General features: G+C 55.9%; 11 protein-coding genes. 2 read left to right on the top strand and 9 right to left on the bottom strand.

The features are described 5' to 3' along the window. Nucleotides 1–40 precede the first annotated feature (40 nt). From RGW60_RS13725 to RGW60_RS13690, 8 genes are all read right to left on the bottom strand, one after another. Nucleotides 41–3742 carry a hypothetical protein gene (locus RGW60_RS13725; protein WP_322205111.1) on the bottom strand — a complete coding sequence of 1234 codons (3702 nt, stop codon included), beginning with the start codon at nucleotides 3740–3742 and terminating at the stop codon, nucleotides 41–43. Nucleotide 3743: 1 nt separating this feature from the next. Then, a complete protein-coding gene (locus RGW60_RS13720) occupies nucleotides 3744–4295 on the bottom strand; it encodes a DUF4123 domain-containing protein (RefSeq protein ID WP_322205110.1) in 552 nt (183 codons plus the stop codon). Further along, the gene (gene tssI, locus RGW60_RS13715; protein WP_322205109.1) at nucleotides 4292–6433 is read right to left on the bottom strand and encodes a type VI secretion system tip protein TssI/VgrG; all 2142 of its coding nucleotides are present in this window, start codon (nucleotides 6431–6433) and stop codon (nucleotides 4292–4294) included. Before tssI ends, RGW60_RS13720 begins: the two co-directional genes overlap by 4 nt. A 189-nt stretch (nucleotides 6434–6622) precedes the next feature. Further along, on the bottom strand, nucleotides 6623–7324 hold the full coding sequence (locus RGW60_RS13710; RefSeq protein ID WP_322205108.1) for an ABC transporter ATP-binding protein: 702 nt from the start codon (nucleotides 7322–7324) through the stop codon (nucleotides 6623–6625). Beyond that, nucleotides 7325–8092, bottom strand: coding sequence for a high-affinity branched-chain amino acid ABC transporter ATP-binding protein LivG (gene livG, locus RGW60_RS13705; RefSeq protein WP_322205107.1), 768 nt, complete (start codon nucleotides 8090–8092; stop codon nucleotides 7325–7327). It lies immediately after the preceding gene. Further along, nucleotides 8089–9357 carry a high-affinity branched-chain amino acid ABC transporter permease LivM gene (locus tag RGW60_RS13700; protein WP_322205106.1) on the bottom strand — a complete coding sequence of 423 codons (1269 nt, stop codon included), beginning with the start codon at nucleotides 9355–9357 and terminating at the stop codon, nucleotides 8089–8091. The genes livG and RGW60_RS13700 overlap by 4 nt, the downstream gene beginning before the upstream one ends. Beyond that, nucleotides 9354–10283, bottom strand: a complete 930-nt coding sequence (gene livH / locus RGW60_RS13695; protein WP_297837571.1) for a high-affinity branched-chain amino acid ABC transporter permease LivH — start codon at nucleotides 10281–10283, stop codon at nucleotides 9354–9356. The genes RGW60_RS13700 and livH overlap by 4 nt, the downstream gene beginning before the upstream one ends. A gap of 224 nt (nucleotides 10284–10507) precedes the next feature. After that, complete coding sequence (locus RGW60_RS13690; protein WP_322205105.1) at nucleotides 10508–11635, bottom strand: branched-chain amino acid ABC transporter substrate-binding protein; 1128 nt, start codon at nucleotides 11633–11635, stop codon at nucleotides 10508–10510. A gap of 338 nt (nucleotides 11636–11973) precedes the next feature. Between RGW60_RS13690 and RGW60_RS13685 the strand changes: the two genes are divergently transcribed. Next, the gene (locus tag RGW60_RS13685; protein ID WP_322205104.1) at nucleotides 11974–12279 is read left to right on the top strand and encodes a DUF2288 domain-containing protein; all 306 of its coding nucleotides are present in this window, start codon (nucleotides 11974–11976) and stop codon (nucleotides 12277–12279) included. A 117-nt stretch (nucleotides 12280–12396) separates the two neighbouring features. Here the strand turns inward: RGW60_RS13685 and RGW60_RS13680 are convergent, their stop codons facing one another. Further along, entirely contained in the window at nucleotides 12397–14577 is a 2181-nt protein-coding gene (locus RGW60_RS13680; protein ID WP_322205103.1) for a hypothetical protein, read from the bottom strand. 450 nt (nucleotides 14578–15027) lie between these two features. Here RGW60_RS13680 and RGW60_RS13675 point away from each other — a divergent pair, with 450 nt between their 5' ends. Next, the gene (locus RGW60_RS13675) at nucleotides 15028–16374 is read left to right on the top strand and encodes an MFS transporter (RefSeq protein ID WP_322205102.1); all 1347 of its coding nucleotides are present in this window, start codon (nucleotides 15028–15030) and stop codon (nucleotides 16372–16374) included.

Genomic DNA, 16374 nt, shown 5'->3' with positions numbered 1-16374 from the left:
CGGTATGCGGTGGCGGCGTAATAAGACGAATTTATCGCAGTCATTGGTCGCCCTGCGCTTTATGGGTGGTTTCATCTGCCCAGAATGGTTGTTCAATTTCTTTGAAGTTCGGTGTGGCGTGGGCCGCGCCAAAAAGGGTTGGGTCTCTGGGTCTTGGTGCGGGAAATACCCAGGATGAACTACCATCGCTTAGTGTCAATTGGGCGCGGACTTGCCATGCTGTGTGGACCGACACGGTGTCGTTTGAGCGTGAAACTTCAACCAGCGTTTCCCAAGGTGTTTGCAAGAATATTTCCATCCCATCGGGCTTCGGCCGGTACGCCATAGGCTTGGCCTCGGGAAATAGATGGGTTTCTTCCCGAGGCGGTCCGTCATCGCGCACGCGGGATCGGCGAACTTTCAACAGCGCGCACGAGGCTTTGGTGCTGAGGTCGCCCAGTCCGGTCAATAGGCCGGGCAGGTTGCTCTCGATTCGGATGCGGGTATCGGATGCGCGTATATCCATGGGCACCGGATTATAGTTCTCGATGCAGGCCGGGAGGCTGTATTCCGGGTTGGCTTCAATGGTGATGCGAATGTTGGCAAACAGGCTGACCAAGTAGTAAAACGCGTTTTCCGGGGCTTGCAGATGAGGCGCTCGGTCACTGTTAGAGCCGAAAGGCCCTGCGCTTAGCCAGTCTTCAATGGGCGTAGAGCTCAGCCAGTAAACGACGCCCAAGCCGATACTGATTAGAATCAGGCTGATCCAACCCAAAGGCCCCAAGCCCAGAAGAGTGGATCCCCCGACCAATAGCGTGCCTGCGATACCGGTTAGGCCGCCTGCCGCCATCAGCAGATGGCCCCACAGGGCATCGTCGCCCCATTGATAGGCATGCCAGGCGTCGTATAGGTTGAGGCCGACAAAAATTGATCCGGCTGCAAGTTGACCGAGCAGGCGGGCAGTGACGATGTTGACAAGCCGCTTGGCTAGTCGCTCTCCAAAGACTCGGGTGCTAAACGCTTCGGGGATGACAAAAAGTGTTTTACGGGCGCCAGCCAAAATTGACTGACTTCCAGCCAGTTTTACGGTTAATGCTTCCATCGCTATCACCAGATCCACACCAGCCCCTGTGACTCCACCAACTGCTCTCATGCGCCCCTTCTCTCGTATGGCAGCGTTCCGCGCCTCCAACTCACTCCTCAAATTCCACAACTCCAACATCCCTACCGCCGCCGCAAACGGTGTCGAGTTCAGCGCCTTGTACATCCACTGGCTCTGCAACGCCGTCCGATTCTTCACGGCATCTTGTATCGCGTTGCCTCTGACCTTTTCCTGCTCGGCCGTGTGTGCTTGCCAGGCGGTATTGACCTGCTGGTTCACGCGGCTGATCAGCTGTGCAGTGCGATGGTCGCGGGGCATGGCGATGACGAGGGTGTTCGCGTGCGGTTCGCTGCCATTGCGATAGTGCTGAGGGCCAACCATCGATCTGTCGGACGTGGATCGATAATCAAGGGCAGGCCTGCGCAGGCGCTCCGGCAGGTCCGGCAGGTCGCTCAAACCAAATATGTAGAGATTCTTGCTCCGGGCCTCTGCATAGGTAATGAATTGGATGGCGCCAAGGCCGCCCGGCAGCATGCTGCGCAGTTGTGCCACGGCGCGTCGTTGTTGGCCCATATTCAGCGCTGGAGCCGGAGGCTTAGTGCCTGGTCTCGGCGTGTTTTTCGCCGCCTGCACCGCTTTCTCCGCCACATCAACCGCGCCTTGCAGGTTTTCGTGAAGACTCATCAGGGTTGCGGCCACCGCCTTCAGGGTGCCTGTGAAGGTGTTATTGAGGCTGCCGCTTTCCACCAGACCGGCCAGTAAATAAGCGTCGAGCGTATTGAGTTGCTTCGGGTCAATGACCTCACAACTGACAGCGGCCAGCAGTGCATTGGGCCGAAACAGCCCATCGCCACTGTTGATGTCTGGGACGGCGGATTGAACATAGGGTGCGTTCGTATCCTGGGACTCAAGCGCTGGCCATAACATCCGATGCAGCGGATGGGTCTCATCGTTGGCAATGTGTTGGATTAGCCGTTGGCCGTCGCTGGGGTCTGAGCCGCTTTTACTCAGACCCGTCACGGCGTCGCCGACCTCACCATTGACTGCCAGGGGGTCGGTCTGAGAGGGCCGGGTCGCCAAGCTGGCAAACAGTTGGCTGACAAAATGCAGCGCGGCGACATAATCGAAGCCTTCCAAGCTCAGGTGATCGGCAAGGGTCTGTTGGGTTCGTCGGGTTGTCAGGCATTCGCTCAGCAGTGCCTGGCTCATCTCCAGCGACCGCCAGAGCTGCTGGCGTTCACCGCTGGCGGTGAACCGATTGACGTCGATCCGACCTTGAAGCTTCAGTGCATTGAGCTGTTTATGCAGCGGATTGATACCGCCGCCCAAGGTGCTTGGTACGACCAGTTGTTGCACCAGCAAGGCACTGGCGTGATGCGCGTGGCGGCTGGCGCGGGCGGCGCAAAGTTGCAGCAGGTTCTGTTGATCATTGACCCGGGTGTGCAGGTGGCGCAGCCGATAATGTGAGTCTTGCAGCATAACGCCGTACAGATTGCGTTGGCGTGCGCGGTGCAGCACGTCCGGGACTTCGGGCTGTTCGTGCCAGAGCTCGTCGCCAAGCTGCGGCGTACACAGTTCTCCTATCCAATGCGCCCACGCGCCGGTTTCGAGGGACGTCGCTTGGTAGGCCGTCTCGCCGCGCTCAGAGCGGGTGACGTGGGCATGCGCTTCGCTCAGCGCCTGAACCGGAAACTGTCCACTCAAGTCACACAGATAACGGGCCGGTTGGTCCAGCAGCCACTCATAACCTGGCTGGCGTGCTCGTTGTGGCGCGACCCTGCTGACCGGAAATGCGTGAGTGTCGTAATTTAGCCAACTGACGTGAGCATCGGCGGCGGCTTGAGGGAGCACTTTATCGTGAGCGTCAAGTGCACCAAATGCCTCAAGCATTGCAGTGCCATCAGGTTTGTTGTGAAAAAGCCGCTCGAACGTGGCAAGAGAACTTCGCAGGTTCGGGCTTTGGCAGCGTTGTCTGCGCAGCGCCGAGTCGTTCTCCAGACAGCGCAATCGCGGTCCGGACAATTGGATTTCGCTGAAGCACAGTTGAGGCGCTACCGGCAGGTTATTCCAGCTAGACGGCAGCCAGATATCTTCAAGCGCTTGCCCAGTCGCGAGCCGTGAACGGGGTTCGATTTCGTCCCCCATGCGGTATTCATTGAAATCGACGTCGTGGTAGGTGGTCCGTTCATCGTCGACCCGCACTTCCAGCTCGCGCCACACTCGACCGTTGAGGAACACGTAGATGAAACCCGCGCGGCACAACACCGGGGTGCCGTTATCGTGGGTGCTGTTGACACCGGGCAGCGCGACGAAGGGCACCACCGGGACGATCTGATTCCACTGGCCGTCGAACTGACGTGGAGTGATTGAGACCGGGGGCAGCGGCACCCGAATCGGTGCGCCTTCGACGCTGGCGATCTCCAGCCACACGCGGTGTTTGAAGGTGCTGGACCAGCTCCAGACGTGCAGAGCGCTGTTCAGTAAATACTCGCCGGTGAGGGTTTCGGGGCGGTCCGAATCAGTCAGGGCATCCAGTCGTTTCAAACTGTCGTGCTCATAAAACGCCAGCCGCTGGGTATCGGGATGGCCGTTGCCGGTGACCTGCACGATCAGCTTGTTGACTTCGCAGCAAGGGCCGCTGCTCAGTGTGCTCTGCGTCATGTCAGGACTCCTGTCCGTTGGAAATCGTTGATTGAAGTGGCTGATTCAAAGATTGGCTTTGCTCGACGCTGATCGATAACCAGGAGGGGGTGTTGGCGGGGAGCCAATGAGCGGCATGAGGGTTGTTGCGGGTTTGCCATTTGGTCGCGTCGGCCGAGTACCAATGCACACGGTCAATTGGGCCGAGCCAGTCGGCAATATTTTCATCGGTACAGGCTGAAAAGAGCCGCTCGGCAACAGCGGGATGCCAGTAGCGCAACATGCCTATGCGGGTCTGCTCAAAGCGGACGATGAGGAGGTGTCGCAAGTGCGCCAGCAACGCGTCGTGGGAATTTTCGCTTTCGATAATCAGCCCTGGCCAATCACAAGGCGCCTGCCGCACTGAGTGCGAGAGTGCCTGTTTAGCGTCGTCCGTTACTAACAGTGGGCTTGAATCCACGTATGCAGCCATCTCTGTCGAAGCAAATAGTGGCGTTAATTGCGGATGGTCGACCTGCCGAAATAGCTCGGCCAGCAGCGATTTTCTAGGTTCCAGCAGCATCCAGATGCTCATGCGTGCGCCCCCTTGCTCATGGCTTCTCGGCAAGGACAGTCTGCAAGCGGGCAGTCCATCGGCGTGCCGTCTTTGGGCTTTTGGCACAATTCGATCATCGTGTCTGTGCCAGACAGCTTTTGCTGAATAGCCGGATCGGGCGTAGCGACTGGGGCGAGCATTTCAGCCTCCAGCCCATCAACACCGGCCGGTGCCAGCGGCATCGCGGGCATACCCGGCAGCGGCGCACCTCCCAGCAAGACCGGTACGCTGGAAAATATCCCCGCAGGCGTAATAACCAGATGTTGCCCACCCGCCGCCAAGGTCAGGGTGACGCCAGCGTTGACGATGAAGTTCGCGCTGGATTTGTAGTGCACGTCTTGCCCGGCTTCGATCACCAAGGCGCTGGCCACGCGGGTATGGCTGGAGCCTGCGACTTGCAAATGATCCCCCGCGGACAACTGCACTTTGCGGTCGCCGCTGATGGTTTGGTGGTGTTCGGCTTCGAGCACTGAAACGCTGTTGCCCTTGATCGTTTCCAAGCGCTGGCCACGTACTTCCAAGCGGCTGTCGTTCTGGACCAGTTGCTGCATGTCGCGCTGGGCACGCAGGTAGACCAACTCAGCGCCGTTGCGGTCTTCAAAGGAGACTTCGTTAAAGCCCTGACTGGCCTTGGAGCTGCGGCTACGGAACACGCTTTTGGTTTTGTTCGCCGGTAACTCGTAAGGCACTGGATTTCGGCTGTTCGGCAAACAGCCCATGACAATTGGCCGATCCGCGTCGCCTTCCAGGTAGGAAATCAACACTTCCATGCCGACCCGAGGCAAGGTCACTGCGCCATGACTGTTGCCTGCCCAGCTGGATGCCACCCGAACCCAGCAACTGCTGGTTTCGTCATCCGGTTCAAGACGATCCCAGTGAAACTTGACCTTCACCCGGCCGAATTTATCGCAGTGAATTTCTTCGCCTTCAGGACCCGTGACCTTGGCGGTTTGGGTGCTGTGGATCAGCGGCTTGGGGTGGCGCAGGGCGGGACGAAACTGGATCGTTTCCGGAATGGCGGTAAAGGAATTCCGATACCCCTGAGGGATTTTTCCGGCGGCGACCGGAACATCCGCGCCCAATTCCTCCAACACCTGCGGCTGGCGTCCTTCGTGTCGGATCGAAATCAGCACCCACGGGTTATTCCATTTGAACTGCGGATGCTTTTCTAGCTGGATCACCGTCCCGCTGCGCAACAGCGGTTGATCGCTGGTGCCATCAGCCAGTTGAAAATCAGTGCGATGCCGTTGCAGGTCGTGGGTGGATAGTTTTTTGCCGTGATCGTCCTCCAGAAAATGCCCCGGATAGACGTAATGCTCAAGTTTCGGCTCGACACGCAGGACTTCACCCCTTTGCGCTTGGGCTTGGGTTGGCCAGGGCTTTCTCGAAATTTCCAGTAGAGAACCGGCTTTCTGGAAATCGTAATCCCGATGCACCACATGGCTGGTGCGCGCCGCCAAGCGCACGCCAAACTCATGGATCGAATACGTTTCGGGCACCATGCCGTTCAACGGTTTGAACGGCAGCGCCACCTTTGCTTTATGGGGAAACATCCCTTCGTCATCGGCGAAAATCAACCGATGGCCGTCGGCCGAATGCTCGAAACGATAAAACCAGCCGTCTTCTTCGCACAGTCGATTCACGAAGTGCAGGTCGCTTTCGTCGTACTGAACGCAGTATTCACGTGGCGTGGCGCGGCTCACGTCACCGTGGAACTGCACATCCAGGCCGTCAAACAGCCCATGCTCCTTCAATACCTCAAGGATGATCGCGGGCACGCTCATCTGTTGGAACGAGCGGCGGTGGCTGCTGTGTTCCAAATACGCCAGATAGGGTTTCAGCACCGCGACGTAGTGTGTCAGCCGCGCGCCGGAGTTGCTTTTATGGATCGAGTGGATGTGCCCATGCAGACCTTCGCCGTCCGGGCCGAAACTGAGAAAAGCCGCCTTGTGCAGCAGGTCCGAAAGCTCAATATCCCCCGCCCGGCTGACCAGTTCGACGGTAACGGCGTAGGGCGTGCTGACGGCCTCGGCGCCCTCGAACGCAAGCACCTGCAAGCGAGGATCTTCAAGACCTTTGATGCTTAGGGTGAAGGTTGGAGCGGTGGCCTGGGACATACGCATTTCTTCGTGTCGAAAAGATGCGGCAACTTTGCGAGGCGATGTCGAAGATGTATATCGGGCGCGTCAGATAGGTTGCGTAGGAAATTTCCTGTCATTTCGACGAAGCTTTCTACCGATTCTCCAGTGCTTAATAAACGCCATAAAAAAACGGCCCTCAGGCCGTTTTCAAATCACAACACTTTCTCAACCCCCCAAATACGCATCCCGCACTTTCGGGTCATGCAGTAACTCTTCGCCCGTTCCCTGCATCACCACCCGGCCGTTTTCCAATACGTAGGCTCGGTCGGCGATTTTCAGGGCCTGGTTGGCGTTTTGTTCAACCAAAAACACCGTGACACCGTCACGGCGCAGTTGTTCGACGATTTCGAATATCTGCTGAATGATGATCGGGGCCAGCCCCAGCGACGGCTCATCGAGCAACAGCAGCTTGGGTTTGCTCATCAATGCGCGGCCGATGGCGAGCATCTGTTGTTCGCCGCCCGACATGGTGCCGCCACGTTGATGGAAGCGTTCCTTGAGCCGAGGGAACAGGTGCAAGACCTTGTCCATCTGCTCTTGGTAATCGTGCTTTTCAGTGAAGAACCCGCCCATGGCCAGGTTTTCTTCCACGGTCAAACGGGCAAACACGCGACGGCCTTCGGGCACCACAGCGATGCTTTTGCGCATGATTTGCGAGGATTCGAGCCCGACCAATTCTTCGCCCATGTAGCGAATGCTGCCGGCATGGGCGCGTGGCGAGCCACACAAGGTCATCAGCAGGGTGGATTTGCCTGCACCGTTGGCGCCGATCAGGGTGACGATTTCGCCTTGGCGAATATCGACGTTGATCGAATGCAGCGCCTGGATCTTGCCGTAGAAGGTGGAAACGTTTTCGAATTGCAGCATTTACGCTTCCCCCAGATAGGCTTTGATCACTTCAGGATTATCGCGGATTTGTTCTGGCGTACCGTCGGCCAACGGTGTGCCTTGGTTGATCACGACGATGTGGTCGGAAATGCTCATGACTAGTTTCATGTCGTGCTCGATCAGCAGCACCGTGGCGTTGTGTTCGTTGCGCAACATACTAATCAACGCTTTAAGGTCTTCAGTTTCACGTGGGTTCAGACCGGCTGCCGGTTCGTCGAGCATCAAGATGCGCGGGCGCGTCATCATGCAGCGAGCTATTTCCAGGCGGCGTTGCTGACCGTAAGCCAGCGTGCCAGCCGGGCGATTGGCGAACTCTTTGAGGTTGACCCGTTCCAGCCAATGCTCGGCGTATTCCATTGCCTCGCGCTCGCTTTTGCGAAACGCGGGGGTTTTGAACAGGCCGGCCAGGAAGTTGGTGTTGAGGTGACGATGCTGGGCGACCAGCAGGTTCTCCACCGCGGTCATGTCCTTGAACAGACGCACGTTCTGAAAGGTGCGCACCACGCCCTTTCGGGCGATCTGGTGGCCGGCAAGCCCTTGAATGGGTTCGCCGTCCAGAAGAATGGTGCCCGCCGTTGGCTTGTAGAAACCGGTCAGGCAGTTGAAAACGGTGGTTTTACCCGCGCCGTTAGGGCCGATCATCGACACCACTTGTTTTTCGTTAACGGTCAGGCCTACGCCATTGACGGCTAACAAGCCACCAAAGCGCATGCTCAGGCCGCTGACTTGCAGAAGCGGACGGCTCATGAATGCGGCTCCGCTTTGAGTTTCATTTCGGGACGTTGCATGGGCAGCAAACCTTGTGGTCGCCAGATCATCATCAGCACCATCAAGGCGCCGAACATCAACATGCGGTACTCGCTGAATTCACGCATTAGCTCAGGCATCAGAATCAGCACCACCGCAGCGAGGATGACCCCCAGTTGCGAGCCCATGCCGCCTAATACAACGATGGCGAGGATGATCGCCGACTCGATGAACGTGAACGACTCAGGCGTCACCAGGCCTTGGCGAGCGGCGAAAAAGCTCCCGGCGAAACCGGCGAACGCAGCACCCAAAGTAAACGCCGAGAGCTTGATGATGGTCGGGTTCAGCCCTAACGCACGGCAGGCAATTTCGTCTTCGCGCAATGCTTCCCACGCTCGGCCGATGGGCATGCGCAGCAAGCGGTTGATAACAAACAAGGCCAGCAGCGCCAACAGCAACGCAATCAGGTACAGGAAAATGACCTTGTTCACCGAGTTGTAGTCAATGCCGAAATACTCGTGGAAAGTCTGCGACCCTTCAGCCGCCACACGTTCGAACGACAGTCCGAACAACGTCGGTTTCGGGATATTACTGATGCCGTTCGGACCCCCGGTGAGGTCCGTCATGTTGCGCAGCAGCAAACGAATGATTTCACCGAAACCCAGGGTCACGATTGCCAAATAGTCGCCGCGTAAACGCAGTACCGGGAAGCCCAGCAGAAAGCCGAACAATGCCGACATCAATCCCGCGATTGGCAGACAGATCCAAAAGCCAAACCCGTAGTAATGCGACAACAGCGCGTAGCTGTAAGCGCCGACGGCGTAGAAACCGACGTAACCCAAGTCGAGCAACCCGGCCAAGCCAACCACGATGTTCAGCCCCAGGCCGAGCATGATGTAGATCAGGATCAGTGTGGCGATATCCACTGCGCCGCGTGAGCCGAAGAACGGCCACACCAGTGCCACAAGTACCAGGCCAAGAACGATCCAGCGTTGCGTGGAGGGCAGGGTTAGAAAGCGGGTGGTCTTGGCGGGAACCTTTGGCAGGCTCGGTGTGGCATGCCACGCGGTATTGATCTGGTCCCGAAACAGCACCCGGAAAAACATCGCAATGGAACAGCCAAAGATCGCCGCTAACATCGCGTGGCTGGCACCGATAACTGTCAGGTTAACGCCGACGATTTCCAGCTTGAGGCCCAGGATCGGGTAGGCAACAGCCAGCACCAGCAAGGCACTGAACAGCGCCGATTTGAGATTCTTCTTCATACTTTTTCAACCTCCGGGCGGCCAAGCAGGCCGGTCGGCCGGAACAGCAACACCAGAACCAACAGCGCGAATGCCACCACGTCCTTGTATTGATCGCCGAACACGTCGGCACCAAAGGCTTCGGCCACACCCAATACCAGGCCGCCGAGCATGGCGCCGGGAATGCTGCCGATGCCGCCGAGTACCGCAGCGGTAAACGCCTTGATACCGACGAGGAAGCCGGCGTTGGGGTTGATCACGCCGTATTGCATGCTCAGCAACACTGCAGCGACCGCAGCCAACGCGGCACCAATGACAAAGGTCAGGGCGATGATGTTGTTGGTGTTGATGCCGAGCAGGTTGGCCATCTTGATGTCTTCAGCACAGGCGCGGCAGGCGCGGCCCAGGCGAGAGCGAGAGATGAACCAGGTCAGCGCGAGCATGGCGACCAGGGTGACGAGGAAAATCAGAATCTGCATGTACGAAATCACCACCTCATGACTGCTGGAGGTGCCGAACACAAAGTTTCCCGGAATCAGGTTGGGGATCGATTTGTCTTTGGAATCTTGAGCGAGCAACACCGTGTTCTGCAGAAAGATCGACATACCAATGGCCGAGATCAACGGAATCAAACGATTGCTGCCACGTAAAGGGCGGTAGGCAACGCGCTCAATGGCGTAACCATAGGCGCTGGTCACAACGATACTGGCAACGAACGCGGCAGTGATAAGCAGCGGCAAACTGTCCAGACCCATAGCGCTCAAACCGGCCAGGGCGATGAAAGCGACATATGAACCGATCATGTATACCTCGCCGTGGGCGAAGTTGATCATGCCGATGATGCCGTAAACCATGGTGTAGCCAATGGCGATCAAGGCATAAGTGCTGCCAACGGTCAGGCCGTTAATCAGCTGTTGGAAAAAGTGATAGAAGTCTATCTCAGGCATTACAGCGCTCCTAAAAACCTACGAGTGTCCACTGGTGAAGTCGTTTGCCGCTCGCGCGTCATGGTATTCGTCCACGTTTGACGTGAGTTCAGTGGGCACTGGTGACGGTTTCAAGATTTTCAGGGGGGAAGAGTTGCTGTTGCGCAGGTCTCGTCCCGTTTACCTAGTAAAACAAAGCCCACTGTGGATGCAGTGGGCTTTGGGTAAGTCACAACACTCGAAGCTTATTTCAGTGGGGCTTCGGTTTTGGTGCCGTCTTTGTGCCAGGTGTAGACCACGAATTTGAAGTCTTTCAGGTCGCCTTTGGCGTCGTAGCTGAGGTCGCCGGTCGGGGTCTTGAACGTGCCAGCGTGGATAGCTGCTGCCACTTTCGCTGGGTCTTCGCTTTTAGTAGTGGTGATGGCATCAGCGATCACTTCAACTGCGGCGTAGGCCGGGAAAACGAACGGACCACTTGGATCTTCTTTCTTCGCGGCAAATGCTGCGACCAGAGCCTTGTTGGAGGGGTCTTGGTCAAACGACTTCGGAAGGGTTACCAGCAGTCCTTCGGAAGCGTCCTGAGCAATCTGCGAAATTGAAGCGTTACCCACGCCTTCTGGGCCCATGAATCCGGCAGTCAGGCCTTTCTCTTTTGCCTGACGCAAGATCAGACCGAGTTCCGGGTGGTAGCCGCCGTAGTAAACGAAGTCAACGTTGGCTTGTTTCAGTTTGGCAATCAGCGAGGAGAAGTCTTTGTCGCCAGCGTTGATGCCTTCGAACACGGCAACTTTCACGCCTTTGCTTTCAAGGGTTTTCTTCACCGCGGTGGCGATGCCTTCACCGTACTGCTGCTTGTCATGGATGACCGCAACCACTTTCGGTTTAATCACATCGGCGATGTAGTTGGCAGCGGTTGGACCCTGAGCGCTGTCCAGACCGATGGTGCGGAAAATCATCTTGTAGCCGCGAGCAGTGATTTCAGGGCTGGTGGCCGCTGGAGTCACCATAACAATGCCTTCGTCTTCGTAAATATCAGAAGCCGGTTGAGTCGAGCTGGAGCACAGGTGTCCGACTACGAACTTCACGCCGTCATTGACGATTTTGTTAGCAACCGCTACCGCTTGTTTCGGATCGCAAGCATCGTCGTACTCAACGGCTTCAAGTTTCTTGCCGTTCACGCCGCCTTTGGCGTTGATTTGCTCAATGGCCATTTTCGCGCCGCTGAACTGCATGTCGCCGTACTGAGCGACTGCGCCAGTTTTAGGACCGGCAATGCCGATTTTAATGGTGTCAGCTGCGAACGAATGGCTGGCAACCCCGGCCAGAACCAGTGCGGCAAATAGCTTGGAAACCTGCTTAATACCCTTAGTCATGATGCTCCACTCTTCTGTTTTTAATTTTTTTTATCCTGGCGGCCAAGGCTGCAGGACCAGATAAAAAACGTCCGATCATCCCCCCGGCAACTGTACCGGTACAGTGTAGAGCGCCGGTTTGCTGCTTGAAAAGCGGGCTACTGGGGGCAAAACCGGTTGATGTCGCTTAATCGACAGAAAGATACAGAATCGCAGCAACTTCTTGCGCCAAGAGTTCACACAATTGAGTTAGCACCCCAGCGATTCTGAACTTCCCATGCAATCAATCACTTAAATCCGGGTTTGTTTGAAGAAACACCAGCGCTATGATTGCGCCAATTTTTTCTTTGGTAAAACCCATGACGAAAGAACCTAGCACCCTCTATGCCAAACTGCTCGGCGAAACAGCTTCTATTACGTGGAATGAATTGCAACCATTCTTTGCAAGGGGTGCCCTGTTGTGGGTCGAGGCTCAGCTTGATTTGATCGAAGTTGCAGAGGCAGTGGCCGTAAACAAAGCAGACAAAGTCGCTGTGTGGCTCGCCTCTGGCGAGGTCAGCAAGGTCGCTGAGCCACGGGCGTTGGATCTATTTGAGCGGGATCCGCCTCTTTGGGCAGTGGTCGTTGCCCCCTGGGTGCTGATTCAAGACAGGGCGCAGGCCTGATTTTTCGCCCATGAAAGGTGCGACGAATCAGGCGGGTGGGTAGCCTGGTAACCGCCATCGATGACGATGGCGAATGCAGTAGCGAAAAATCCCATCTGTCTCAAACCGTTTGATACCTCAGTGTGAGGTTTTTCCGGTGTGCTGGTTCAGCGAGATGACCTTGGTCTTACCAATCCTGTGACGGTAAATTTCTCTCAGGTATTTGACGGCCTTTTTAACGCTGTCGCGGGAAATACGAATATCGTTGATTGACACAAACTTGGATTTATCGTCGATCAGCTCTCGGTATTTCTTCTCGTACATTGGCTTGATCGCGTACCAGTTGGTGTCGAGGATCTTGGCCGGGTTTTCGTATTCGTTTAGCAGATCATCAATACGGCCTTCATCGAAATTATCGCGGACGATGAAGTCAAGAATGGCGTTATCCAACGTGTCGTCGAAACGGTATTCGGTACGGGCAAAACACCGTTTTATAAAGGCCACAATCAGCGTTAGAAAGTCGTCCGAAAGGCATGGGCTTTTCGCGATGAGGGTGGTGAGTGATAGATTGGCCGATGCGCCGATGACCAAGGCATAACGTTTCAGTGTTGTGTTGGGGAATAAGCTATTGAGGTGGGTCTTGAGCCGGTTCAGGTCCATGTAGGAAAGTTTGTAATCCTTAGGCAGCGACACTATCGACACCACTGACGAGCAGTTTTTGAAGAAGTGCAGGTCGTGCAGCGCCGCAGCATCGTAGCCGGAAGACTTGTACTGTTCCAGCGACGCGCGATAACGATTGGACTCGATCGGCAGCAGGCTGATGCCTTCGATGGCCTGAGTCGTTTTGTTGAAGTGGGGCAAATCAATCGAGCGGAAAAACAGGTCGTCGATATTGAGCCGTGGCGCCTCTTTCTCAAATACTTTGAACTTGTCCGAGCTCGGCGCCGATTGTTCGGGCACGACTGATTCGGCATAAGCAATGGCCACCGGCCCCGCCAGACTCATGAACAGGTCATTTGCGTCCAACCGGATGGTTTCGCCGATATCGATACCTGCACGCCGGAAATAGTTTTGGTCGTAGTCGGTGGTAACCGCCTGTGCGGTCAAGATGTTGAAGATTTGCTGCGAAATGTACTGGTTGGCATGACGTTCCATGGCGTTGACGTCAATGTTGTCGATATTGCCGCTGTCATCGCTTTCCTTGGCGTAACGCATGATGTCGTTGGAGATCAACATCATCGCGTTCCAAGGCCGAATACGCCCCATCACGCTGGCTTCACTGCTGTCCTCATTTTCGAGGTTGTAGGAGAAATCCCACTCTTCTGCCAGATATTTACATAGTAGCCGTCCGGCGTTGATGTGCAGTGCTTCGGACATTTCACTGCGGTGGTCGGATATGTTCGGCAGGATGCAGATACCGCTGGTGAAGATTGGCTCGAACACAAAGGACCGGCCGCGCTTGCCGTCGTTTTCGCCCATGGGCTTGGTATCGAACGTCTTGTTCATGTAGGAGTATTGTTGCGCAAGGCCGAACTCGGACGCCATGCCCGAACCGGTGCCGCCGCCCGCACTGAAAATGTAGAAATACAGGCGCGATTGGTTGGCTTTGATCCCACACGAGTCGATCAGGTACGAGTGAATCAGTTTCCAATCGGAGCTGGAGAATTTTTGAGGGTCTTTATTCAGGATGATCTTGGCCAGATACTGACCGAGAATGGGTGCGTTACCTGCCCCTCCGGCATGTACCTCGGAGAGGTCCATGATTTTCATTTTGCTGTAGTCGTTGATGAAACCGCGCTTTTCACCCTTGCCAGAGAAGCGGACACGGCCAGCAATATCTTTGTCCAGATCGCCGAGCATCACTAGCGGTTCCACCAGAAACACCGGTTTCGCCGACTTGTTTTGCACTAAACGCAGGTTATTGCGAATCCAGCGGGCAGGGCTGTAACCCTTCTCATCAGCCAGGCGGTCCTCGCTACTGAACTGATTTAGATAGAACTTGCGCGCGTTGTACACCAGTTCGGCAACGTCTAGCGCAATGTTCGATCCGCAGCGACCCAAGCCAATCAGGCAAACCGACGGGAACTGTTGGTCGCGACGCAGTTCTTCTGGGTCTTCGATATGAACCGAAAGCGGAAACACGATGTCACGCAGGTGATCGAGATTGTCGAGGATGCGATCGGTGTCGGTCTCGGTGAAGTACAGGTACTGGTGCGCGGGCATCGGTTGCGGACTATAAGCACCGCGGATGACGGGGGCGTTAGAGGCGGTTAACAGTAATCCTGAGACCGCGCTGGCCGTTTCATTTTTATGAGTCATCGTTCGCCATATGCTTGGAGTCGATGGCTGCATGACTAATGCTATTGCGCCATCGCGAAGTGAAAAATGACGACACCCTCAGTGCGTCATATGCTTGCGCGGTAGCTTCGAACCCTACGTTAAAATGGGTATTTCTCCGTGCAATCCTCCGATTTGTCGGCCGCAAAACAGCCGCCTTTAATTTGTTAGGCGGTATTTAACGTCAAAAAATCAATTATTCTTTTTCGATCACCCGATAGCGTGTCGTATATAGCGTTGTACCGTCTGTCTGGATAGATACAGCCCATGTAAACCGCTGTCGATCACCCGTTATCAGCGCAACGAATGTTTACAGACAGATTATCTGGCGAGATTTAGATTGCACCTCTAGGCTCGACGAACCCGGCGTTTGCGCGCACGGTCTCATTCGGGTGCACAGGACACCGAATAACAATAAAAGAGACGGACCCCATGCAGAACTCGACCCAAGCGGAGAATGCCTGGCGCATTCTGTTCCTGCTGTTCCTGGCAAATCTTTTCAACTTCTACGACCGTGCTATTCCCGCCATTATCATCGAGCCGATTCGGTTGGAGTGGAGCCTTAGCGACTTTCAGATTGGAATCATTGGCACCGCCTTCACCATTGTTTACGCCATTGCCGGTTTGCCTCTGGGTCGAATGGCTGATACTGGCTCGCGCCGCAAACTGATGGGCTGGGGCTTAGCGGTCTGGAGTGGCCTGACAGCGGCAAACGGTTTGGTCAGCAGCTTTTGGGGGTTTCTGCTGGTGCGCATGGGCATTGGCATCGGCGAAGCCAGTTACGCTCCGGCGGCCAACTCTTTGATTGGTGATTTATTCCCGGCACACCGCCGTGCCAGGGCCATGGGCATTTTTATGCTGGGTCTGCCGTTGGGGTTGTTGTTGGCGTTTTTTACCACCGGGGCGATGGTCAAGGCATTCGACTCTTGGCGTGCGCCCTTTTTCATCGCAGCCGCACCCGGTTTGCTGCTGGCGATATTCATGTTTTTTATCCGCGAACCGATGCGTGGCGCTGCCGAAAGCGTGCGCATCTCTCAGGAAAAAATCGACAAGCCTATCCGACGGGTTTTAGCGATTCCAACCTTTGGCTGGTTGGTTTTGGCGGGCCTTAGCTTTAACTTTGCCACGTACGCTTGCAACTCCTTCATGGTGCCGATGTTGCAACGCTACTTTTTGTTGCCGTTGCAGCAGGCTGCAGTGGCCACCGGTTTGATTGTCGGTGTGACCGGTTTGATAGGCCTGACTCTCGGGGGCTGGATCGCAGACAAGGTTCATCAGCGTTACGCCAGCGGACGTTTGATATTCGCCGCGCTCAGTTTGATCGTATCGACGGTTACTACGGGGTACGCGCTGCAAGCCGGGCGAATTGAAATTGGGCTGTTCGTTGGCATCTTCAGTGTGGGCTGGCTGTTTTCCTACAACTTTTACACGTGCGTCTATACCGCAATCCAAGACGTGGTGGAGCCGCGTTTGCGCGCGACGGCCATGGCGGTATTTTTTGCGGGACTCTATCTACTGGGTGGAGGTTTGGGGCCGGTGGTGGTTGGGTTGTTGTCCGACTATTTTTCACATGCAGTGATGGTTGCAGCGGGGGTTGGGCAAATGACCGAAGTGTTCAAGGCTGACGGGTTGCACGACGCCATGCTGTTGATTCCAGTAGCGTTGTTCCTGACATTATTATTCTTGCTCCAGGCGTCACGAAGCTTCGCCAGGGATGCTGAGCGGATGAAAGCGGCATTGGCTGAGAACGAGCCACACATGCCCGCAGTGACGGCCTGA

This window comes from Pseudomonas sp. AB6, from assembly GCF_034314105.1.
In the GTDB taxonomy this organism is placed as follows: domain Bacteria; phylum Pseudomonadota; class Gammaproteobacteria; order Pseudomonadales; family Pseudomonadaceae; genus Aquipseudomonas.
Note: the sequence above shows the minus strand (reverse complement) of the source record. Positions and strands in the feature narration are given on the sequence as shown.